Source organism: Salinimicrobium sp. 3283s (assembly GCF_039602225.1).
Lineage (GTDB): Bacteria > Bacteroidota > Bacteroidia > Flavobacteriales > Flavobacteriaceae > Salinimicrobium > Salinimicrobium profundisediminis.
Window position 1 is genome coordinate 118,863 of sequence record NZ_CP143631.1, and the last position, 20,951, is coordinate 139,813.

Sequence of the window (20,951 nt, forward strand, 5' to 3'; positions counted from 1 at the left end):
GCTTGCAACGCCTGATTGTCCTGCGGACAATCAAGCTCGACAGTTCGCACTGTTTTTATACGGGACGTTACCTGTAAGCTTCCCCTAATTAGAACTGCTTGATGATATAAAATTATTGTTTTTGGTTTTATCTGAAGTCGCTAATAGAGAATTATATTCTGCATATTCTATTGGAGCCATTTTTCCTAATGCATCGTGTGGTCTTTGGTTATTGTAATCATCCATCCATACCTGAGTTTGCTCTCTTACCTGATCCAAATCTTCAAATATGTATTTGTTCAAGACTCCTCTTCTGTACGTCCCATTAAATCGTTCAATAAAAGCATTCTGTGTAGGTTTTCCTGGTTGGATATATTGGAAGTTGATCCCATGCATTTGACTCCATTCTGAAGCTATTTTAGCAATAAACTCAGGACCATTGTCCATTCTTATCTTTTGAGGTTTGGTTCTTCGGTTAATTAAATGGTTTAGCACCCAAATTACCCTATTGCTGGGCAAGGAAAAATCAACTTCTATATGAAGTGCTTCCCGGTTGTAATCATCAATAATAGTAAATGCTCTAAATCTTCTTTTGTTATCCAGAACATCTGTTACAAAATCCATACTCCAGGTATGATTAAGGGTCTCTGGCACTTCTAAGGGTTCTTTTACTCTCGCTGGTAATCTTTTCTTCACTTTGCGCCTTAGGCTTAAGCCAAGGTTTTTATATACACGATAAACTCTTTTATGGTTCCACGGCTTTCCTTCCTTACGCAGTCGCTCATAAGCCATCCAAAAACCTTCCTCACTATACTTCTCTGCCTTTTGCTGTAAGGCTTCTTCTATGGGTTTATCATCTTTAGGGAGAGGAGTGTAATAAAACACACTCTTGCTCATTTTTAAGACACGGCACGCCCTGCTTATACCGTAATGAGCAAGTTCTTTAGCTATAGTTCTCTTACGGCAAGGCTTTAGAGCTTTTTTTCGATGATCTCCTTAGCCATCTCATGATCCAGAGAAAGGGTGGCATACATTTGCTTGAGTCGACGGTTCTCTTCTTCAAGTTCTTTAAGTCGCTTAAGCTCTTTACCATTCATACCACTAAAACGCTCTCGCCATTTATAAAAAGCAGCGGTGCTTACACCATATTCACGACTGATCTCGGCAGCTGTTTTACCATTATCGAATTCTTTGAGGATCTTAGAGATTTGCTGTGGAGAAAATTTACTTTTTTTCATACTGTTTAAAATTAAGAATTATTCTACTTTTAAACAGTTCGGTTTTAAGGGAAGCTTACATTTGCACCTATTATTTTTATAGCAATAGAAAAAGAAATCGGAAAAGAAAAAATGTGGAATTGGTTAACCAATATCCTAAACACACCCACCAAATTTACGAATTACGATTTTCTAACATTAACTTTACGCGAAACATTAAAAAACGATAAAGAATTTAATCTTGTAAAAGCAAAATACTTTGAAAGTAAAAATGCTATTGAGAATGCGATTAACAAAATATAAGCTTGAATAAAAGACCTGTGCAAATAATGGCTATCCAAAAATGGCTTTTTTGAGAGATATTTCCTGTATTTATTTTCATTTGAAAACCCAATTCCTTAAATATTGATAAAATCCTTGCAAACCACTTTAATTATCTAAACCAATATTTTTCAGACAGAATTAAAAACAAAGAGAACCAACTACAGTCTATAATCAGCGATATTCATTCCTCAAAAGCGAAATTGAGAATTTCAGAACTTTCAAAGCGGACTCATATCACTGTGCGGCAATTAGAAAGAAAATTCAAATCTCAAATACCTTCACTACTTTAAAATATCGCATTTATACAAAATGCAAAGGGTTTTCTAAAATTAATTTTGCAAAAACATTAAATTTTAAACAGATGCGAAAAATATCACTTTTCATTGCCACAAGCTTAGATGGGTACATTGCAAAACCTAATGATGACTTGAGTTTCTTAAAACTCGTAGAAAAAGAAGGTGAAGACTATGGTTATAATGAATTTACAGATTCCATAGACACCTTGATTATTGGTAGAAAAACCTATGACTACGTGCTTCAGGAAATTGGCCCATCATTTTACGACAATGGCCAAAGGGATGTATATGTGATAACAAGAACCCAAAGACCAAATGTTGGCAGAACAACTTTTTACACAGGTAAAATCACTGATTTAGCAGAACAACTCAAATCTAAGAACGGAAAAAATATCTATTGTGATGGTGGTGCTGAAGTAATTAATGAACTATTAAAAAATGACTTAATTGATGAATTTATTATTTCTGTAGTTCCTGTTTTGTTAGGTAATGGGACAAGATTATTTAAAGACGGGCGACCTGAACAAATACTCGAATTTGTAAAAGCAAAAACATTTGAAACAGGCTTGACGCAACTCCATTACAAACGGAAAAAATAAAAAAAGAACCGCCAACCATGTTTCCTGTAAAAAGTCATAGTTTTTTATGCTGCCACACCTATTTTATAAGGCGCTTCAGTTTTGATTACTGCCAAAGTGCCACTCAGGAGTTATGAGCAACCTTTACTTTTATTTTATTGACATCCATGCCCAGGTGTTTCCTGTAGTACAATACCCTCCATACCAATTAATCTGTCAAAAATGGCAAAAATTGAATGCGTTCTTAACGTAATTGTGATGCTGTAGGAAGTTTCTCTACTATAGAAATACCTGATATTTCAATCTTTAAAAGATCTCAGCAGCTCACCTATTTCCTTCAGAATTCATTACTTTTGAAGCAAAATTCTACTGGTGAAGTACGTTCAGGTTCTATATCTCTTTACAATCTTTTTTTTCATAGGCTTCAGCAGTTACAGCCAGGAAGAAAAGAAGATTCGTTATGAAAGCGAACGTACTCTAAAAGATGAAGAGAATTATCCGGGTGCCTTTATTCTGAGTAAGGTGAACGAGCAGGTTCATTTTATTCACCAGGGTATTGAAGTGTGGGCCGATCAGGCCATTCATTACGCCGAAGAGAACTTCTTTAAAGCCTACGGAAATGTGCGTATGGAACAGGGTGATACCATCACCATGACCAGCCAGTATGCCGAATACAATGGCGATACGCAGTTTGCCTTTGCCAGCGGAAATGTCTTTATGCGCAACCCACAAACCAGCTTACAAACCGACACGCTTTTCTTTGACCGCACAAAACAGCAGGCCTACTACCGCAGCGGTGGAACTATACGTGATACTGCCAGTGTACTTAAAAGCCGAATTGGTCGCTACTACCTGGAAGATGAAAAATACACTTTCGCTTCGGAAGTGGTGATTACCAATCCCGATTATGTTTTGCGGTCTACTCAGCTGGATTTTTATTCTGATAATGGTCACGCTTATTTCTATGGCCCCACAACAATAACGAGCGATCAATCTACAATATACGCCGAAAGGGGGTTCTACGACACCCGTGGCGATACCGGTTATTTTGTGAAAAATTCAAGAATTGACTATGAAAACCGGATTTTAGAGGGGGATAGCCTGTACTTTAACCGGAATACCAATTTTGCTTCGGCCACAAATAATATAAAGGTTACAGACACCATTAATGAAAGTGTTATACGAGGACATTACGCTGAAGTTTTTAGGGAAAAAGATTCAGTTTTTATCACAAAACGTGCGGTGGCAGTGAGCGTTCAGGAGCAGGACTCTCTCTATATTCATGCAGATACCTTAATGGTTACCGGCAAACCCGAAGACAGGATCATCCGTGGTTTTTATGGCGTGCGCCTGTACAAGAGCAATATGAGCGGTAAGAGTGATTCTATTCATGTACGGGAAAAAACCGGGTTGACGCAAATGTTGGGCAGACCGGTAATGTGGTCAGAAAACAACCAGTTAACAGGAGATACCATTCACTTGCTCAACAATGTTGTGACCGAAGAAATGGATTCTCTCAAAGTATATGATAATGCATTTATGATTCAGCGTGACAGCTTGGGCGGGTTTAATCAGCTGAAGGGTTTGCAGATGTATGGAAAGTTTAAAGATAATGCTTTAGATCAGGTGGACCTGGTAAAAAATACCGAGACACTTTATTACATGAGAAATGACGCTGGAGATTTGATTGGCATCAATAAAACCCTGTCGAGCTCTATTTCTGTTTTCTTTGAAGATGAAGAGATAAGCATGGTCGATTATCTTAATAATGTCGACGGAATTCTTTATCCTGAAAGTGAACTTCCTGAAGAAGAGCGTACCCTTAAGGGCTTTAACTGGCGTGGTGAAGAAAGACTGAATTCTGTAGAAGATCTCTTTATTGACGATCCAGATTATGAGCCGGTGAAGATACAGGGGATACCAATGCCTGAAGAAGAAGAGAACTTTTTTAACAATGAGTCGCGGGAAGGACCTTTGCTGAATAACAAGAGCCGTTTACAGGAAAAAGATCTTCAGGAAAGAACTGTAGATACTGTTCCAAATGCGGGCAAAGCTGCTCAACCAGAACCACTCTTACGACAGGAAGAGTTGGACAGCCTCCCAGCAATGGACAGTATTCAGCCTACTCCGGGCCAGGAACCGCGCCCGGCACAACAGCAGGACACCATCTCCCCTGCCGTTGCCACCCAACCTAAAAGAGACTAAAGAATTGAAACAGGATTTTTTAAAATATCAGGCGCAAACTTCGCCTTACCCTTTGGCAATGGAAGTTTCCCATGCTTCGGGATCGTACATCTATGATACAGCAGGCAAAAAGCATCTAGATTTTGTGGCAGGTGTTTCGGCCTGTACTTTGGGCCACTGCCATCCTCGTGTTGTAAACGCTATTAAAGAACAGGCAGAAAAGTACCTGCACGTTATGGTGTACGGCGAATATGCACAGGGGCCCGCTATAGAATTGTGTAAGTTGCTCGCAGAACATCTCCCGGCACCGCTGGAAAAAACATATCTGACTAACTCGGGAACCGAGGCCATTGAAGGAGCCTTAAAACTTGCCCGTCGCTATACCGGAAGATCTGGAATTATTGCAGCAAAGAGCGCTTACCACGGGAATACCATGGGCTCGTTGAGCCTCATGACCTACGAGGAGCGGCAAAAGCCTTTCCGCCCGTTGATCCCCGATATTTCCTGGATTGAGTTCAACCGTGAGGAAGACCTTGAAAAGATAGATGAAAATACGGCAGGCGTTATTTTGGAGAGCATTCAGGGTGGTGCAGGCTTTATTCAGCCTCAAAACGACTATCTAAAAAAGGTAAAAGCCAAGTGTGAAAAAGTGGGTGCCCTCCTCATCCTCGATGAAATCCAACCGGGCTTCGGGCGCACCGGAAAACTGTTTGGCTTTCAGAATTACAACACCGTACCCGACATTCTGGTGATGGGAAAAGGCATGGGTGGCGGACTGCCCATTGGTGCCTTCACCTCCTCTTCAGAAATAATGGATACGCTTAGTGCCAATCCAAAAATGGGGCATATCACTACTTTTGGTGGAAATCCTGTGATTGCGGCGGCAGCTCTGGCAACATTACAAGAACTGGTAACAGGAGACCTGCTTGCACAAACCCTTCAAAAAGAGCAATTATTCAGAGAACTATTGGTCCACCCGCTCATTTCTGAGGTACGGGGACGCGGATTAATGCTCGCTCCTATATTAACTTCCGAAGAAATTGCCAACGAACTTGTGCTGAGAGCGCAAGATAAAGGCTTGATTTTGTTCTGGTTACTATTTGAAGGAAAAGCTATTAGAATTACGCCGCCGCTTACTATTTCAATGAGTGAAATAAAAGAAGGATGCGGCATAATTATTGACATACTAAATGATTTATTGCAGGACAAATAGGTGTTAATTACTTTGTTAACAACATAATTCATTTTTAACCCGGTCGCTGTAGAACATTTATAACTTTAATACTGGATAAATCAGTAAATCACTGCTTATGCTATTAAGCCATAACGAAGAAAACAATTTCTCCCTTACTCGTTTTGAATCGATGCTGAAGACGAATGATGTATTGTTCTTCGACTCCGATGAGTTTGAAAATATTATTCATTACTATTTAGAGAACGGAAAAATTACACTTGCCAAAAAAGCTGTAAGGCTTGGGCTTTCACAACACCCATATTCGGTTAACCTGAAGTTGCTGCGCGTGGAGATCCTGGTTTTTGAAGATAAATTAGATCAGGCCGAAGGAATTCTCAATGAGATCTATGACCTGGAATCCTCAAATGAGGAAATCTATATTCAAAAGGCTAACATACTCTCAAAGAAAGATCAACACCAGGAAGCTATTCAAATGCTCGAGGTTGCTCTCGAAATGAGCTACGACGAAGCCGACGTGTACTCCCTGCTGGGAATGGAATACCTGTTCCTGGAAGATTTTGAGAACGCAAAGCTCAATTTCATGAAGTGCCTTGAAGCCGATAAAGAAGATTATTCAGCGCTCTACAACATCATGTATTGCTTTGATTTTCTTGAACAAAAACGCGAAGCCATAGCGTATCTTAACAAATTTCTCGATACGAACCCATATTCAGAAGTAGCCTGGCACCAGCTGGGAAAACAGTACTTTGATCTTAAAGATTACAACAAAGCCCTTTCGGCTTTTGACTTTGCCATCATTAGTGACGATACTTTTATAGGAGCTTATCTTGAAAAAGGAAAGGTGCTGGAAAAACTGGGCAAGTTTAATGAAGCTATTGAAAATTATAGCATTACCATGGATCTTGATGATCCTACCTCTTTTGCGTACCTGCGTATTGGGAAATGTTATGAAAAACTGGGACTTGATGAGCTGGCGTTAAAGAATTACCGCCAAACGGTTCATGAAGATCCTTTGCTGGACAAAGGCTGGATAGCCATCACAGACTTCTTTTACAAAAAGCAGAATTTTCGGAAAGCCCTTTACTACATCAATAAAGCTATCAATATTGACAGCGAGAATGTGCTGTACTGGAAGAGGTATGCCCGCATTAACAATCAGTTAAACCTACTTGAAGAAGCTGAAAAAGGTTACCGCCGTACACTCGAACTGGGAAACTATGAGCTGGAAACCTGGGTGAAAAGATGCGACGTACTTATTGATTTAGGGGAATTCGAGGCTGCCGTACAAAACCTGTTACAGGCCGTGGAATTTTATCCTGAAACGGCCGAGATTGAGTACCGGCTTGCCGGCCTATATTTCATGCTGCACGAACCCGAAAAAGGAAATACGCATTTGAATAACGCCCTTAAAATGGATTCTGATTATTACATTATCATTGAGGAGCTTTTCCCTTCTATTTTCGCAAGAAAATCGGTTAAGGAGAAAATAAAGATGCACCTAAAATCTTGCAATTAATTCTTATAACTTTGCGCACTTCAAAACCAGACGATGCGACGAAGCTTTAAAGATTACCTTGTTCTCACTGCAAAAGGAATGGCCATGGGAGCGGCCGATATTGTTCCCGGGGTCTCCGGTGGTACCATAGCGTTTATTTCAGGGATTTATGAGGAGCTCATTTCTACCATTAGCGGGGTGAAAATCGGGCTGCTTTACACCTGGAAGAATGAGGGATTTAAAGCAATGTGGAAGGAATTTAACGGCAACTTTATCATTGCCCTTTTAGGCGGAATCCTGTTTAGCATCTTTACTGTGATGCGACTCACCAATTACTTGCTGGAGAACCACCCAATCCTTATCTGGTCTTTCTTTTTTGGGCTGGTACTGGCAAGCATATACTACGTGGCAAAACAAATCGAAAAATGGACATTTAACGTGTTCCTTTTTTTGGTAATAGGCGCAGGAGTAGCTTTCTATATCACCTCGCTGCCACCCTTAGCTGCAGCACCAAATGATCTTTACCTGTTCTTTGCAGGTGCCATTGCCATTTGTGCAATGATATTACCAGGAATTTCGGGAGCCTTTATCCTGGTGCTCCTTGGAGCATACAAAACCGTGAGTGAAGCAGCACATGAGTTCGACTTAAAGATATTGGGCATAGTAGCTTTAGGCGCTGTGTTTGGATTACTTTCCTTTTCCCGGCTCCTCAAATGGCTCTTCCGCAATTACAGCACCCTAACCCTGGCAACATTAACAGGGTTTATCGCAGGCTCTCTCAACAAGATTTGGCCGTGGAAGTTAAAACTGGAAACTGCCCAGTACGGTGACAAGGTGATCACCCTAAGAGACGAATCTGTAATGCCCTGGAATTTTGGTTCAGAGCCTCACACCTTTCAGGCCTTTATGCTCATGCTTGCAGGGTTTGCTCTTATTCTTATCTTAGAGGGCCTCGCAGAAAAAAAGCCGGTGCAGGACAATGCAGCAAACCCGAACGTTTAGCGATAAAATATTCCTGGTGATCAAGGGAGTCCTTATGGGGGCTGCCAATAAAGTTCCCGGCGTATCGGGCGGGATGGTGGCTTTTGTTGCCGGTTTTTATGAGGAATTTATTTTTTCCCTTCGCCGTGTCAACATCAATTCCCTGAAATTATTGATAAACGGAAGGTTTCGCAGCCTTTGGTATTACACCAACGGGCGCTTTCTTTCGCTGCTTGTTTTAGGAATGGTCATCAGCTATTTTTCCATTTCCCTGCTGCTCGATTACCTAATAACACATTACGAGCTTTACGTCTGGTCTTCTTTCTTCGGAATGATCCTGGGCTCCATTTATTACATAAGTAAAGATTTTGAAGAGTGGAACCGCCGCAACATTGGCTTTATGCTTCTTGGTATCATTGCCGGCGTGAGCATCAGCTTTTTGGAACCTGCCGCGCAGAATGACAATCTCTGGTTTGTCTTTTTCTGCGGAATTGTAGGAGTTTCTGGGATGACACTTCCCGGGCTTTCCGGTTCTTTCATTCTTATTCTCCTGGGCAACTACGTGCTGCTGCTGGTAGACTCCGTCAATGCGCTGTACCTCACCTTGTCCGATCTCTTCAGGTTTGACCTTGGTTTTCTTGACGATCCCGAAAGATTGCGCCTGCTGCAGGTATTACTCGTATTCACGGCAGGATCTGTGGCCGGGCTCGTTTCCCTGTCTCACATATTGGGATATTTACTGAAGCATTTCAAAAATGCCACTTTTGCAGTGATTATTGGTTTTATCACCGGCTCCCTGGGAGTGGTATGGCCATGGAAAGAAGCAGAATTCCGTAGAAATGCCGAAGGTGTATTTTTGCTGGATCAAAACGGGAATAAGATCGTAGGCAATTATGACAGGTACCTGCCGGCAATAGATGAACCCAGCACCTGGATCGCGATTTTCTTTATCATTACAGGAACCGTTCTCGTATTGTGGCTGGCCCTGGCCGAACTTAAAAACAAAAGATCTCATGCGTAAATTCGGACTCGTAGGACGTAATATTTCCTATTCTTTCTCACGGAAGTATTTTTCTGAAAAATTCACCAGTGAAGGCATAAACGCCACATATGAAAACTTTGACCTGCAGGATATCAAGCAATTTCCTGAAGTGCTCGCCAAAAATCCGGAATTAAAAGGTCTTAATGTGACTATTCCATATAAAGAGGTGATTTTCCCTTTTTTGGATAGTCTTGATGAAACAGCCCAACAAATCGGTGCAGTAAACACCATTAAAGTAGAGCGAAACGGGAGTCTTACCGGCTATAACACCGATTACTTCGGATTTTCGGAAGCCTTAAAACCCTTCCTGAAGCTACACCACAAAAAAGCACTTATTTTGGGCACGGGTGGCGCCTCCAAGGCTGTTAATTACGCTTTGAATTCGCTGGATATCAAAACCCGCCTTGTCTCCCGCTCACCTTCCAAAAATGCCATTTCTTACCAGCAACTTTCCGAAGAGATACTTGAGGAACACACTGTCATTATAAACACCACACCGCTGGGTACGCATCCAAAAGTAGAAGAATATCCGCCGCTCCCGGTAAATTACCTCAGTTCCAGGCACCTGTTATTCGACCTCATTTACAATCCGCCGCAAACAGCATTAATGAAGCTGGCTGCTGCCCGTGGAGCAACGGTTTTAAACGGGGAGAAAATGCTGGAACTTCAGGCGCTCAAAGCCTGGGAAATATGGAACCGGGACTAAAAGCCGGTCTTTAACTTTACATTTAGAAATAGCCGCAATCCCTTGTTAGGTACGTGGGGAGTTATTATCTTTCAGACTTATTACTGAATATTGAACCCTAACATTGAAAGATATGTCTGAGAAAGAAAAACTGTCAAACCAGGAACAACAGGAAAATCAAAACAAAGACCTGAATTCCCAGGCCCAAACCGGAGCCGAAAAGACAGAAAAAAATGTTGAAAAAGCTTCCGAAGAGAAAGAGGAGCGAGATTCCATTGCAGATGCTATGGTAGACGAGTCGAAAGCGAGTGAAGATAGAAGGAATGCCGAACCCGGCTCCTCTACCGAATCGTTTTTGGAAAGTGATGATGAGGGGGAAGAGCAGCCGGCTTCTCAGAAAAAAGAAACAACTACGCCAACTCCCAATAAAGCTGCTGATACTGCACAACCTTCAGAAGAAAAGGAAAGTAAAGATATTGAAGATGCCATGGTAGATGAAGCCAAATCGACCGAGGATAAAAAAGGACTTGAGCCAGTTACCTCGCCCGAATCGGCTTTAGAAAGCGATCATGAGGATGAAGAGCCTTCGGCCAATGCAGAAGATAATACCGGGAAAACTTCCGAAGAAAAAACGGAAGTTAAAAATCCCTTTTTTGACACCTCAAGTCCGGCAACTTCCGAAGAGAAAGTTGAAGATTCTTCCGAAGAAAATGACGAGACTAAAGACGACGAACAGCAGCAAAAGGCACCCAAAGATGCTCAAAGCGAAATGGATGATGCCGTTGCTGAAGACAGCGAAGACGAAGCCACTGCCGAGCGTCATGGCATAGAAAAGAAAGATTACCACGCCATGAGCAAGGAAGCCCTCGCCGATGAACTGGAAAAACTTCTCAAAAACGAAAAAGTACAGGCAATTAAAGAGCACGTTGAAGAAATACGGGCTGAGTTTAATGCCAAACAAGACGAGGAAATTGAGGAGAAGAAAGAAGAATTTCTTGCTGATGGCGGGAATATTATTGACTTCCACTACTCTACTCCCTTAAAAAAGCGTTTTAATTCCCTGTATTTTGACTACAAGGAAAAAAGAAATAAGCATTACCAGCAACTTAAGCAGGACCTTAATAAAAACCTGGAAAAAAGGCTGGAGATCATTGAAGAATTAAAGGGTTTGATTGATGTTGAAGAGAATATCAACACCACCTACAAACATTTTAAAGATTTGCAGGATCGTTGGAAAACGGCAGGATCAATCCCTCGTGATAAGTACAACACAGTTTGGAATACCTATCACCACCACGTTGAGAACTTTTACGACTTTTTGCACCTTAACCGCGAGTTTAGAGATCTTGATTTCAAGCACAACCTTGAGCAGAAATTAAAGATCATAACCCGGGCCGAAGAGCTTACACAAGAGCCGGATACCAACCGTGCTTTTAGGGAGCTACAAATGCTGCACAAAATGTGGAAAGAAGATCTTGGCCCCGTAGAAAAAGAGTACAGGGAAGATATCTGGCAAAAATTCAGCGATGCCACCAAGCAGATTCATGACAAGAGACAGGAGTATTTTGCGCAGCTGGAAAAGGATTTTGAGAAAAACCTTGAGAAGAAGCAGCAAATCATTGATCAGATAAAAGGTATTGCTTCGGAAAAATATACGTCGCACAAGCAATGGCAACAGAAGATTACTGAAGTTGAAGCCCTAAGGGAAGCATTCTTCAATGCAGGAAAGGTGCCGCGACACGTGAACGACGAGACCTGGAAGAAGTTCAAAGAGGCTGTACGCAGTTTTAACCGCAACAAGAACTCTTTTTACAAGAACCAGAAAAAAGAACAATACGACAATCTTGAGAAAAAGCAGGAACTGGTAAGGATTGCCGAAGAACATAAAGACAGCGAGGACTTTAAAGTCACCACGCCGCTTATGAAAAAGATCCAGACCGACTGGAAGAATATTGGCCACGTTCCCCGAAAAGACAGCGATAAGATCTGGAAAAAGTTCAAAGCTGCCTGTAATCACTATTTTGACAGGCTTCACGCTTCCAGAAATGAGGAGAACAAAGAAGAAAATGAAACTTTTGATCAAAAGAAAGACCTGCTTGAAAAGCTAAAGAATATTGAGCTTAGCGGCGATCGCAAAAAGGATCTTCCCACCATCAAAAACTTTATTGAGGAATGGAAAAAACTGGGCCGCGTGCCACACAGCAAACGCTACATTGAAGGAAAGTTCAACAAAGCCCTTGACCAGGCTTTTGATAAGCTGGATCTAGATAAGAAACAGAGCGAAATGCTCAAGTACGAGAACAAGGTCCAGGCCCTCGAAAATTCTGATGATTCAAGAAAGCTAAACAACGAGCATTACTTCCTTACAAAGAAGATCGAGGAAACAAAAGCCGAAATAAGGCAGCTGGAAAACAACCTGCAGTTCTTCTCTAACGTTGATGATAAGAATCCGCTGGTACAGGAAGTTCACAAGAACATCCAGAATCACAAGGAGCAGCTTAAGATCTGGAAAGAGAAACTGGAGAAAGTAAAGTCTCTTTACGACGAATAAAATTCTTTACCAGAAACATAAAACACCCCTTAAAAATGACATTTTTAAGGGGTGTTTTTGATTGGAGTTCTTATGGTCAATCTAAAATTGCTCCATGTTCTCATCGTTTCTTTTCTTCAGATTAAAAAGAATCTGAAATAGATTCAAAATGGCCGCGGGAAACAAACTTCTATTTCGAGAGCTACTTAAAACAAGTTAAACTTTCCCTAGAGTATTTGAAAAGAGAAATATTACACAATAATTGTATCTTTATGTAAGCGAAAACAAAATGCTATGGATAATTTATCAGCCAGAAAGTATCACTTCATAGAGGAGTTGATGACAGTTGAAGAGGAAAGCGTGATGGAGGCATTAGAGCGTGTACTAAAAAAAGAAAAAGAAGCACAGGAACGTATTTCTCCAGTTCAGAAGAAGGAATTAGATAAACGTCTCCAAAGTTATTCAGAAAATCCTGAAGATCTATTGGATTGGAATGAAGTCAAAGAGGAATGGTAAAGGATGAATTATAAAACTAAGATACATCCTATAGTTCGGCACGATCTAGAGGGGGCGAAAAAATGGTACAGTGAACGAAAAGAAGAATTAAGTGAAGAATTTAAACGTGAAGTGAATAAGGAAATCGATTCTATCGGTTAATCCCCTCTTCAATACCCGCGGAAGTATAAAGAATTTCGACAGTCAATAGTCAGGCGTTTTCCATACTCCATCTTTTTTGTAGTCGAAGAAGAAAAAAACCAGATAATAATTATGGGAGTTTTACACAGTAGCCGAAATCCTGAGATTATTCGGAGACGACAGAAATAGACGAAACAGAGAATTCAAGATCAGTATCATTCTCTGGCAAAGCCTGACCTCCTGTCTCTCCAAGCCAAAAGCCGTTTAAATCCTCTTCGCTTCTTCCCAGTAGACATCCATTTCGGCCAGCGTCATATCCTTAAGGCTCTTATCCTGTTCTTTTGCTTTGGCCTCGAGATACTGAAATCTCTTAATAAACTTCTTGTTGGTTCGCTCCAGTGCATCTTCAGGATTCACCTTTAAGAATCGGGCGTAATTGATCATGCTGAACATCACGTCGCCAAACTCCTCTTCTATTTTCTGCTGATTTTCAGAATTAATCTCGTGCTGCAGTTCCCCCAGTTCTTCCTGTAACTTTTCGAATACCTGCTGCGGTTCTTCCCAGTCAAAGCCTACACCCGCCACTTTATCCTGAATGCGACTTGCCTTCACAAGTGCCGGTAAAGACGCAGGAACCCCTTCTAAAACGCTTTTTTTGCCCTCTTTTAACTTCAGCTGTTCCCAGTTGCGTTTAACATCTTCCTCGTTATTCACTTTTGTATCGCTGTAGATATGTGGGTGCCGGCTTATTAATTTCTCAGAAATGCTGTTGGCCACATCGGCAATATCAAAATCGTTAGTCTCACTTCCTATTTTTGCATAGAATACGATGTGCAGTAAAAGATCACCCAGCTCCTTTTTTACCTCCTGCAAATCATTGTCAAGAATTGCATCTCCCAACTCGTATGTCTCTTCAATAGTGAGGTGCCGCAGGCTCTGCAAGGTTTGCTTTTTATCCCAGGGGCATTGTTCCCGTAGCTCGTCCATTATGGTGAGTAAGCGGTCAAAAGCTTTAAGCTGTTCTTGTCGTGAATTCATGATGTGATCTTTAAAGAAGGAAAGGTAAGTTTTAACCAAAGAAAAAACCAACTGAAATCAGTTGGTTTTAAATAAATTTATTGTTGCGGCTATTCTTCTTCGCCGCCTGTATCATTTGGAGTCTTTTCGGTTTCTGCGCTTTCTTCGGAAGCATTTTCGTCTCCTTTAGAAAAGTTTATAATCCCTTTGCTCACCAACAGGTTATACCACTGAATGATCTTCTTAATATCGCTGATATAAACGCGGTCTTCGTCATAATCGGGCAGCACTTCGCTGAAGTATTCTTCCAGTTTGGCCTTAGATTCTTTATGACTTATAGCCTCTCCCCCATTTTCTTTATCATAGATCTTCTGAAATACCTCACGTAGAGGAACTTCTTCGCTGTAGGTATATATGGCAATCTCACTGAGAAGGCTCACATTGTGGCGCATGTTCACAGAGATCTTTTTTCCGTCTAACATAGATTCGGCTACAAATCCGCCCCGGGTTTGAGCCTTAAGTTCATACAATCCCGGTTTTCCCGAAATTGATAACACTTTATCTAACTTCATATTTATTTAAATTTTGGATCGCAAATATCTTACCTCCTGCCTAGAAAACAAAAATAATTAACGGCCTTTTTTTAATTCAGGAAACTTCATGCGGTAATCTACCTGTATCTTCCCTTTAGAGATATTGGTCAATTTGCCTTTTATAAGCCTCTTTTTGAGACTACTTAGCTTATCTGTGAACAGGATTCCTTCGATATGATCGTATTCATGCTGAATCACACGCGCAGCAAGCCCTTTATAGCTTTGGGTGTGCTTGTTAAAGTCTTCATCAAAATACTCGATAGTTATCTCAGGTTTTCTAAAGACATCTTCCCTAACATCAGGAATGCTGAGACAACCTTCATTAAAAGCCCATTCATCTCCTTTTTCCTCAAGGATTTTTGCATTGATGAACACTTTTTTAAGAGAAGCCAGTTCTTTTCTCTCTTCTTCAGAAAGATCTTCATCTTCGGCAAACGGGGAAGTATCTATCATAAATATACGAATAGGAAGCCCCACCTGTGGTGCAGCCAACCCTACGCCATAGGCGCCGTACATTGTCTCCCACATGTTTTCAATCAATTCTTTTAGTTTAGGATAATCGGCAGAAATATCTTTCGCTTTCTTTCTTAACACCGGATCTCCGTAAGCGGTTATTGGAAGTATCATTTAATATTTTGTATTGAATATTGAATATTATCTCTTGTCTTCTATTGTTGGTTCAGGTTCTTTAAGGCCGTTATCCTGGAAGCAATAAAAATTGAAGTTAACTCCTTTGCCTCTTTAAGGACTTGAGCAAAATACGTATCTGTTCCCAAACCTTCATCTCTCAAAAATTCTAGCCAGAAAATTGATTCATCAGCCTCCTCAATTACAATTCCCAGCTTTGAAATGAATGCCCGCTTTGACTGACCTAAACAAGCAGCCCGATAATTGGCTGCAACCGAGGTAGAACACCTTATAAGCTGCCCTTCAATATGATTACCCAGTCTGCTCTTTGGCAGCTCAACAGCTAATTTCACACAATTATGCGCAAACACATTTGACCTCTTTTTAATAATTTCTTTCATAAGCCCCTTTTTGAAATAAATAATATTCAATATAAAACATTCAATATTAATTACTTGTAAAGGTAGCTTTGCAAAATAATTGTCGCGCTTATTTCGTCTACAAGGGCTTTGTTTTGCCTTTGCTTCTTTTTAAGTCCGCTGTCAATCATTGACTGGAAAGCCATTTTGGAGGTAAAACGTTCGTCTACTCTTTCGAGCTTCATTTCGGGAAAAATTTCCCTGAACTTTTTCAGGAATTCCTGGATATTAACTTCGCTTTGCGAGGCCGTACTGTCCATTTGTTTTGGTTCACCCAGCAAAACAAGCTCAACATTTTCTTCGGAAAAATATTTTTTCAGAAAAGTCAAAAGTTCAGCTGTGGGAACAGTGGTGAGTCCCGAGGCTATAATTTTTAGCTCATCAGAAACCGCAACCCCCGTGCGTTTGGTACCATAATCAAGTGCGAGTATCCTTCCCATAATTCAGCTGCAAAGATACGTCTTAATTCGAGAACCCAAAAACAAGTCAATACCCGCCACACAGCTAAAGGCTTCGGCTAATTCAAGTTAAATGTATTACCTTCGCACCGCTAAAAGCCGGCACAAAAAAAGCCTTTCAAAAATGCCATTTTTGACAGATATTTCTACCGGAATTTGATTCCGGATTGTGCAAATGATTTAAAACAGGAAAAATACTGAGCATGGAACATTTAAAAGACATCATAGAAAAAGCCTGGGACAACAGGGAACTTCTAAATACATCTGAAACTACCAACGCCATAAGAGAGGTAATTGAACTTTTGGACAACGGGAAACTACGTGTTGCCGAACCCACAGCCGAAGGATGGCAGGTAAACGAATGGGTGAAGAAAGCTGTAGTGCTGTATTTCCCTATTCAGAAAATGGAGACTTTAGAAGCAGGCATCTTTGAATATCACGATAAAATCCCCCTTAAAAAAGGATATAAGGAAAAAGGGATACGAGTGGTGCCAAACGCAGTAGCCCGCCATGGAGCATACATTTCAAGCGGTGTGATCATGATGCCAAGCTATGTGAATATTGGAGCTTATGTTGATGAAGGCACTATGGTTGACACCTGGGCAACAGTAGGTAGCTGTGCCCAAATTGGAAAAAACGTACATTTGAGTGGCGGTGTTGGTATTGGGGGTGTTCTTGAACCATTACAGGCCGCACCGGTAATTATCGAAGATAATGCCTTTTTAGGATCCAGAAGTATCGTGGTTGAAGGTGTAAAGGTCGAAAAAGAAGCTGTTTTGGGTGCCAATGTAGTTCTTACCGCCTCTACAAAAATTATTGATGTTACCGGCGATGAACCTGTAGAGATGAAAGGTATTGTACCTGCCCGTTCGGTGGTAATACCCGGAAGCTACACAAAAAAGTTCCCTGCAGGAGAATACCAGGTGCCATGTGCCCTGATCATTGGGAAAAGAAAAGAAAGCACCAACAAAAAAACTTCTCTTAACGATGCACTAAGAGAACACAATGTGGCTGTATAGCTCACTTTTTCATTCTGTTGGAAAGAACATATTCGGTCTGTGTAAGTAAAGGAATTCTCTCCTTTGGAGGGATTAGTTAAATGAAGGTATTGATCATACAGCAAAAAATGATTGGGGATGTACTTACATCCTCAATCTTATTTGAAGCCCTTCACAAGAAGTTCCCAAAAGCAGAACTTCATTACCTCATTCAGCCTCACACTTTACCGGTTGTTGAGAACAATCCTTTTATTGACAAATTCATTATTTATAATTCGGGGCTTAATAAGAACCCCTTCAGGTTTCTGCAGTTTGTTAATCGCATCAGGCAAGAAGAATACACCCATGTCATCGATATATATTCCAAGATAAGTACAGGAATAATTTCCTTATTATCGGGAGCTAGCTGCAGGCTGAGTTATCATAAGAAATATACCAGTCCTTTTTACTCACAAACCTTTCAGAATATAAAAAATCCGTCTACCTGTGCCGGGCTGGCTATAGAAAACAGAATGCAGTTTTTACAGGCCTTTCATACGGATTTTCCTATGCATTCCCGTCCAAAAATATACCTGGAAAAGCTTCAGAAAGAAAAAGCCGCTACTCATCTTGAACAAGGCGGAATTTGTCATAGTAATCCTCTTATTATGTGTGGGATTTTAGGAAGCTCCGGCAACAAGAGCTATCCTCCTGCTTATATGTCCAAACTTCTCGATACCGTGGCTAACCAGGTAAAGGATAGTCAGATTTTATTTAATTATTCACCATCACAGGAAAAAGAAGCTATTGCTATCTATAACCTATGCTCTGAAACCACCAGGTCCAGGATATTTTTCAACCTATACGCCAGGGAACTGGCAGATTATATTTCAAATTGTGCCAACTGTGATATTTTCATAGGAAATGAAGGTGGAGCAGCTAATATTGCCAAAGCACTGGCAGTCCCTACTTTTTCTATACATTCCCCTTCTATAAAAAAGAATTACTGGGGAATTTACTGTGATGACAGAGATAAAGTTTCTGTTCATCTGGAAGACTATGAGCCCAGCCTTTTTCAGAATAAAAAAGAAAAGGAAATTAGGGCAAAAAACCTGAAATACTATAAAGTGTTTAGACCTGAATTAATTCAACCAAAGCTGGAATCCTTTCTTAAAAACCTCGACCTATGAATTATCGCTTCCTAATCTACATTAGCTATTCATACGCATTCCCTATTGGAGAGCCACTGGAGAAAGAAATTTTAGCACGTGGATATGAGGTAAAATGGTTTGCCGACCGGGAAGAGACCCGAGAAAAAATCAGCAGTGAAAAACAAGCACTTGATAACATTAAAGAGGTTATGGATTATCAACCTCACGTGGTTCTAAGTATCACTAATACCATTGCCGATTTTATTCCAGGGCTAAAAGTTCAGGTGTTTCATGGCTTTGAAACCAGCAAAAGAAACTTTAAAAAAGGACATTTCAGGATAAGAGGTTTCTTTGATCTTTACTGTACACACGGGCCTTCAACCACTCAAATATTTTTAGAACTGCAAAAAAAACACAAACACTTCGAGGTACGCGAGACAGGTTGGCCCAAACTGGATCCTCTTTTTCCTGTACATGATGAACCCAGGGAAAAACCGTGTATTCTGGTTGCCTCAACATTTACCGAACGACTTAGCCTCGCCTATAATGATGATGTGGTCAAAGAAATTACGCGACTTTCAAAAAGGGGAGAATGGGAGTTTAAGGTAGTACTGCATCCAAAATTGCCTGAAGAAATCGTTAATAAATTTCGGGAAATTCAGAATGAAAATCTCACCTATTATGAAACCACTAACCTAATTCCTCTTTTTAAGGAAGCAGATGTGTTGCTTGCAGATTCTACCTCGGTTATTACAGAGTTCTTACTGCAGGAAAAACCGGTGGTTACCTTTAGAAATTCTAAACCCGGACCACAGCTCATTAATGTTACTGAAGTAAGGGATGTGGAAGTTGCACTTACCGAAGCTCTCGACCCACAAGTACAACTTCTGGAAAACATCAAGGAATTTAATCAGAGAGTGCATCCGTATAAGGATGGAATATCCAGCAAAAGACTAATTGATGCTTGCCTGGAATTTCTTCACGCAGACAAAACAGAACTTAAGCCGAAACCCTGGAACCTTATAAGGAAATTTAAAGAACGAAGAAAGCTTAGTTATTTTCCACTTAAAACATATCGGAGACCCCCAACCATTAAATAACACCAACTAATTATACTTTTTTTACTATTATTGTGATTTTCATGATTTTAGTATACCTATAACCATGATCTATAAAGATTATCCATAATTTTGGTATTATTTATTTCTCAAAATTAACTTCCTGAAATAAAAATCTCTGATTAAACTCTTACTGAATGACAAAACCTGTAGAAAATATTCAAGTTGATGCCGTTATCACGTGGGTGAATGGAAATGATAGAAATTGGCAGGAAAAGATTAATACTTATTCTGAATCTAAAATTAATTTCTCTTCTAAAAACCACCTTAAAAGATATAATTCAATTGGAGAAATAGACATTGCAATTAAATCGATAATTAAATTTGCTCCTTTTATTAAGAATATTTTCCTGGTAACCGATAATCAGTCGCCTGAGTCCTTTGATTCCCTGCAATCACTTGCTCTAAAGAATGGAGTAAACCTTGAACTTGTTGATCACAAAGTTATTTTTAGGGGTTTTGAAGAATATCTACCCACTTTCAACTCGTGCTCCATTATCTCTATGTTATTTAAGATACCCAACTTATCTGAGCACTTTATTATTTTCAATGATGATACTTTCATAATGAAAGAAACATCAGTAGATGATTTTTTTATTGATGGAGAACCCATTATAAGAGGTGAATGGCAACAGTTTAATGAGAACAGGGTATTAAGAAAAAAATACCATGCTGTGTTGAATCTTTTGAACATTCCCATAAAGAAGAAAAATACGGGGTTTAAGAGATTACAACAAAATAGCGCCAGATTAGCTCAAATGGATAAGTATGTTAGACGTTTCCACACTCCGGTTAGTGTTAGAAAGTCAACTCTTGTTAACTTTTTTAAACAAGATTCTGTATTAAGAGAAAACATCCAGCACAGGTTTAGAAATGAAAATCAATTTATTTTATCTTCCTTATCTGAGCATCTGGAAATTCAAAATGATACTTATCATTATCGGAATTATTCACAACTAACATATTTTAGATCATACAAAAATCTATGGTTGACCAAGTTAAAGCTGAAGTGGTATAAAAAAGATCAGAGAAAACTTTTCGTCACCTTCCAAAGTTTGGATATGGCAAACGATAAAATATTAGATTATATTTTGAATTGGATAGAAAAACAACTTAACAATAACTAAAAAGTTCCTATTTTAAAGCTGCAAAGCGAAAGCCAAAGAAACTTTATTCCCCCCAGCACCAGCCAGGAGAACCTGCAATTCCTTTTTTTGCCAAAATAGGCTGTAAATATTCATTTATTTCCTTCGATCTCTGCTGAATCAATTCAAAGGTTAACCGCCATATTTCGGGCTGCCCTGTAATTTCCTGTTGCGTGTATATATTCACAAATTCTGTTTTAAGATGGGTGATAAAGTTGACAATTTAAATGTTCAACTAAAACTATGAAAAAATTTGTCTTTACAAAAGACAATGAAATATTTCGGAAATTAGAAACATTCGTTT

At 40.0% G+C, this 20,951-nt stretch carries 20 protein-coding genes; 13 read left to right on the forward strand and 7 right to left on the reverse strand.

Features of this window, described 5'->3' with window-relative positions:
• Positions 1-84: 84 nt before the first annotated feature.
• Positions 85-1,217, reverse strand: a protein-coding gene (locus VS868_RS00615) for an IS3 family transposase (protein ID WP_345598845.1) whose coding sequence is annotated in 2 segments (ribosomal slippage) — positions 85-956 and positions 956-1,217 — 1,134 coding nt in all. Because the reading frame shifts where the segments join, the coding sequence is not laid out codon by codon here.
• A gap of 664 nt (positions 1,218-1,881) precedes the next feature.
• Between VS868_RS00615 and VS868_RS00620 the strand changes: the two genes are divergently transcribed.
• The 9 genes from VS868_RS00620 to VS868_RS00660 all read left to right on the forward strand — a co-directional run bounded on the left by VS868_RS00620 (position 1,882) and on the right by VS868_RS00660 (position 13,022).
• Positions 1,882-2,415 (forward strand): dihydrofolate reductase family protein, encoded by a 534-nt coding sequence (locus VS868_RS00620; RefSeq protein WP_345598846.1) that lies wholly within the window; start codon positions 1,882-1,884, stop codon positions 2,413-2,415.
• Positions 2,416-2,766: 351 nt separating this feature from the next.
• The gene (locus VS868_RS00625; protein ID WP_345598847.1) at positions 2,767-4,599 is read left to right on the forward strand and encodes an OstA-like protein; all 1,833 of its coding nucleotides are present in this window, start codon (positions 2,767-2,769) and stop codon (positions 4,597-4,599) included.
• A gap of 4 nt (positions 4,600-4,603) precedes the next feature.
• Positions 4,604-5,791 carry an aspartate aminotransferase family protein gene (locus tag VS868_RS00630; RefSeq protein WP_345598848.1) on the forward strand — a complete coding sequence of 396 codons (1,188 nt, stop codon included), beginning with the start codon at positions 4,604-4,606 and terminating at the stop codon, positions 5,789-5,791.
• 97 nt (positions 5,792-5,888) lie between these two features.
• Positions 5,889-7,289, forward strand: a complete 1,401-nt coding sequence (locus tag VS868_RS00635) for a tetratricopeptide repeat protein (protein ID WP_345598849.1) — start codon at positions 5,889-5,891, stop codon at positions 7,287-7,289.
• A 33-nt stretch (positions 7,290-7,322) separates the two neighbouring features.
• On the forward strand, positions 7,323-8,270 hold the full coding sequence (locus VS868_RS00640; RefSeq protein ID WP_345598850.1) for a DUF368 domain-containing protein: 948 nt from the start codon (positions 7,323-7,325) through the stop codon (positions 8,268-8,270).
• Positions 8,248-9,270: a DUF368 domain-containing protein gene (locus VS868_RS00645; RefSeq protein WP_345598851.1), complete on the forward strand. Its 1,023-nt coding sequence runs from the start codon at positions 8,248-8,250 to the stop codon at positions 9,268-9,270. Before VS868_RS00640 ends, VS868_RS00645 begins: the two co-directional genes overlap by 23 nt.
• Positions 9,263-9,997, forward strand: coding sequence for a shikimate dehydrogenase (locus VS868_RS00650; RefSeq protein ID WP_345598852.1), 735 nt, complete (start codon positions 9,263-9,265; stop codon positions 9,995-9,997). The genes VS868_RS00645 and VS868_RS00650 overlap by 8 nt, the downstream gene beginning before the upstream one ends.
• 112 nt (positions 9,998-10,109) lie before the next feature.
• Positions 10,110-12,527: a DUF349 domain-containing protein gene (locus VS868_RS00655; RefSeq protein ID WP_345598853.1), complete on the forward strand. Its 2,418-nt coding sequence runs from the start codon at positions 10,110-10,112 to the stop codon at positions 12,525-12,527.
• 273 nt (positions 12,528-12,800) lie between these two features.
• Entirely contained in the window at positions 12,801-13,022 is a 222-nt protein-coding gene (locus VS868_RS00660; RefSeq protein ID WP_266071230.1) for an addiction module protein, read from the forward strand.
• A 384-nt stretch (positions 13,023-13,406) separates the two neighbouring features.
• Here the strand turns inward: VS868_RS00660 and mazG are convergent, their stop codons facing one another.
• The 5 genes from mazG to ruvX all read right to left on the reverse strand — a co-directional run bounded on the left by mazG (position 13,407) and on the right by ruvX (position 16,238).
• Positions 13,407-14,180: a nucleoside triphosphate pyrophosphohydrolase gene (gene mazG / locus VS868_RS00665; protein ID WP_266071233.1), complete on the reverse strand. Its 774-nt coding sequence runs from the start codon at positions 14,178-14,180 to the stop codon at positions 13,407-13,409.
• An 89-nt stretch (positions 14,181-14,269) separates the two neighbouring features.
• Positions 14,270-14,731 (reverse strand): DUF5606 domain-containing protein, encoded by a 462-nt coding sequence (locus tag VS868_RS00670; RefSeq protein WP_345598854.1) that lies wholly within the window; start codon positions 14,729-14,731, stop codon positions 14,270-14,272.
• 57 nt (positions 14,732-14,788) lie between these two features.
• Complete coding sequence (def, locus tag VS868_RS00675; RefSeq protein WP_345598855.1) at positions 14,789-15,379, reverse strand: peptide deformylase; 591 nt, start codon at positions 15,377-15,379, stop codon at positions 14,789-14,791.
• 41 nt (positions 15,380-15,420) lie between these two features.
• Positions 15,421-15,780, reverse strand: a complete 360-nt coding sequence (locus VS868_RS00680) for a four helix bundle protein (RefSeq protein ID WP_345598856.1) — start codon at positions 15,778-15,780, stop codon at positions 15,421-15,423.
• A gap of 50 nt (positions 15,781-15,830) precedes the next feature.
• A complete protein-coding gene (gene ruvX / locus VS868_RS00685; protein WP_345598857.1) occupies positions 15,831-16,238 on the reverse strand; it encodes a Holliday junction resolvase RuvX in 408 nt (135 codons plus the stop codon).
• 221 nt (positions 16,239-16,459) lie between these two features.
• Between ruvX and VS868_RS00690 the strand changes: the two genes are divergently transcribed.
• The 4 genes from VS868_RS00690 to VS868_RS00705 all read left to right on the forward strand — a co-directional run bounded on the left by VS868_RS00690 (position 16,460) and on the right by VS868_RS00705 (position 20,629).
• Positions 16,460-17,275, forward strand: a complete 816-nt coding sequence (locus VS868_RS00690) for a 2,3,4,5-tetrahydropyridine-2,6-dicarboxylate N-succinyltransferase (protein ID WP_266068952.1) — start codon at positions 16,460-16,462, stop codon at positions 17,273-17,275.
• Between the two features lie 89 nt (positions 17,276-17,364).
• On the forward strand, positions 17,365-18,423 hold the full coding sequence (locus VS868_RS00695; protein ID WP_266068953.1) for a glycosyltransferase family 9 protein: 1,059 nt from the start codon (positions 17,365-17,367) through the stop codon (positions 18,421-18,423).
• On the forward strand, positions 18,420-19,484 hold the full coding sequence (locus VS868_RS00700) for a CDP-glycerol glycerophosphotransferase family protein (protein ID WP_266068955.1): 1,065 nt from the start codon (positions 18,420-18,422) through the stop codon (positions 19,482-19,484). Before VS868_RS00695 ends, VS868_RS00700 begins: the two co-directional genes overlap by 4 nt.
• 155 nt (positions 19,485-19,639) lie before the next feature.
• Positions 19,640-20,629: a Stealth CR1 domain-containing protein gene (locus tag VS868_RS00705; RefSeq protein WP_266068956.1), complete on the forward strand. Its 990-nt coding sequence runs from the start codon at positions 19,640-19,642 to the stop codon at positions 20,627-20,629.
• A 43-nt stretch (positions 20,630-20,672) separates the two neighbouring features.
• On the opposite strand, the gene VS868_RS00710 is transcribed toward VS868_RS00705, so the two are convergent.
• The gene (locus VS868_RS00710; RefSeq protein WP_266068957.1) at positions 20,673-20,834 is read right to left on the reverse strand and encodes a hypothetical protein; all 162 of its coding nucleotides are present in this window, start codon (positions 20,832-20,834) and stop codon (positions 20,673-20,675) included.
• Between the last annotated feature and the right edge of the window lie 117 nt (positions 20,835-20,951).

Bases quoted from the DNA above. Each gene is read 5' to 3' on its own strand.
- VS868_RS00620 (WP_345598846.1), top strand. From the start codon at position 1,882: ATGCGAAAAATATCACTTTTCATTGCCACAAGCTTAGATGGGTACATT.
- VS868_RS00635 (WP_345598849.1), top strand. From the start codon at position 5,889: ATGCTATTAAGCCATAACGAAGAAAACAATTTCTCCCTTACTCGTTTT.
- VS868_RS00640 (WP_345598850.1), top strand. From the start codon at position 7,323: ATGCGACGAAGCTTTAAAGATTACCTTGTTCTCACTGCAAAAGGAATG.
- VS868_RS00645 (WP_345598851.1), top strand. From the start codon at position 8,248: ATGCAGCAAACCCGAACGTTTAGCGATAAAATATTCCTGGTGATCAAG.
- VS868_RS00650 (WP_345598852.1), top strand. From the start codon at position 9,263: ATGCGTAAATTCGGACTCGTAGGACGTAATATTTCCTATTCTTTCTCA.
- VS868_RS00655 (WP_345598853.1), top strand. From the start codon at position 10,110: ATGTCTGAGAAAGAAAAACTGTCAAACCAGGAACAACAGGAAAATCAA.
- VS868_RS00660 (WP_266071230.1), top strand. From the start codon at position 12,801: ATGGATAATTTATCAGCCAGAAAGTATCACTTCATAGAGGAGTTGATG.
- mazG (WP_266071233.1), bottom strand. From the start codon at position 14,180: ATGAATTCACGACAAGAACAGCTTAAAGCTTTTGACCGCTTACTCACC.
- VS868_RS00670 (WP_345598854.1), bottom strand. From the start codon at position 14,731: ATGAAGTTAGATAAAGTGTTATCAATTTCGGGAAAACCGGGATTGTAT.
- def (WP_345598855.1), bottom strand. From the start codon at position 15,379: ATGATACTTCCAATAACCGCTTACGGAGATCCGGTGTTAAGAAAGAAA.
- VS868_RS00680 (WP_345598856.1), bottom strand. From the start codon at position 15,780: ATGAAAGAAATTATTAAAAAGAGGTCAAATGTGTTTGCGCATAATTGT.
- ruvX (WP_345598857.1), bottom strand. From the start codon at position 16,238: ATGGGAAGGATACTCGCACTTGATTATGGTACCAAACGCACGGGGGTT.
- VS868_RS00690 (WP_266068952.1), top strand. From the start codon at position 16,460: ATGGAACATTTAAAAGACATCATAGAAAAAGCCTGGGACAACAGGGAA.
- VS868_RS00700 (WP_266068955.1), top strand. From the start codon at position 18,420: ATGAATTATCGCTTCCTAATCTACATTAGCTATTCATACGCATTCCCT.
- VS868_RS00705 (WP_266068956.1), top strand. From the start codon at position 19,640: ATGACAAAACCTGTAGAAAATATTCAAGTTGATGCCGTTATCACGTGG.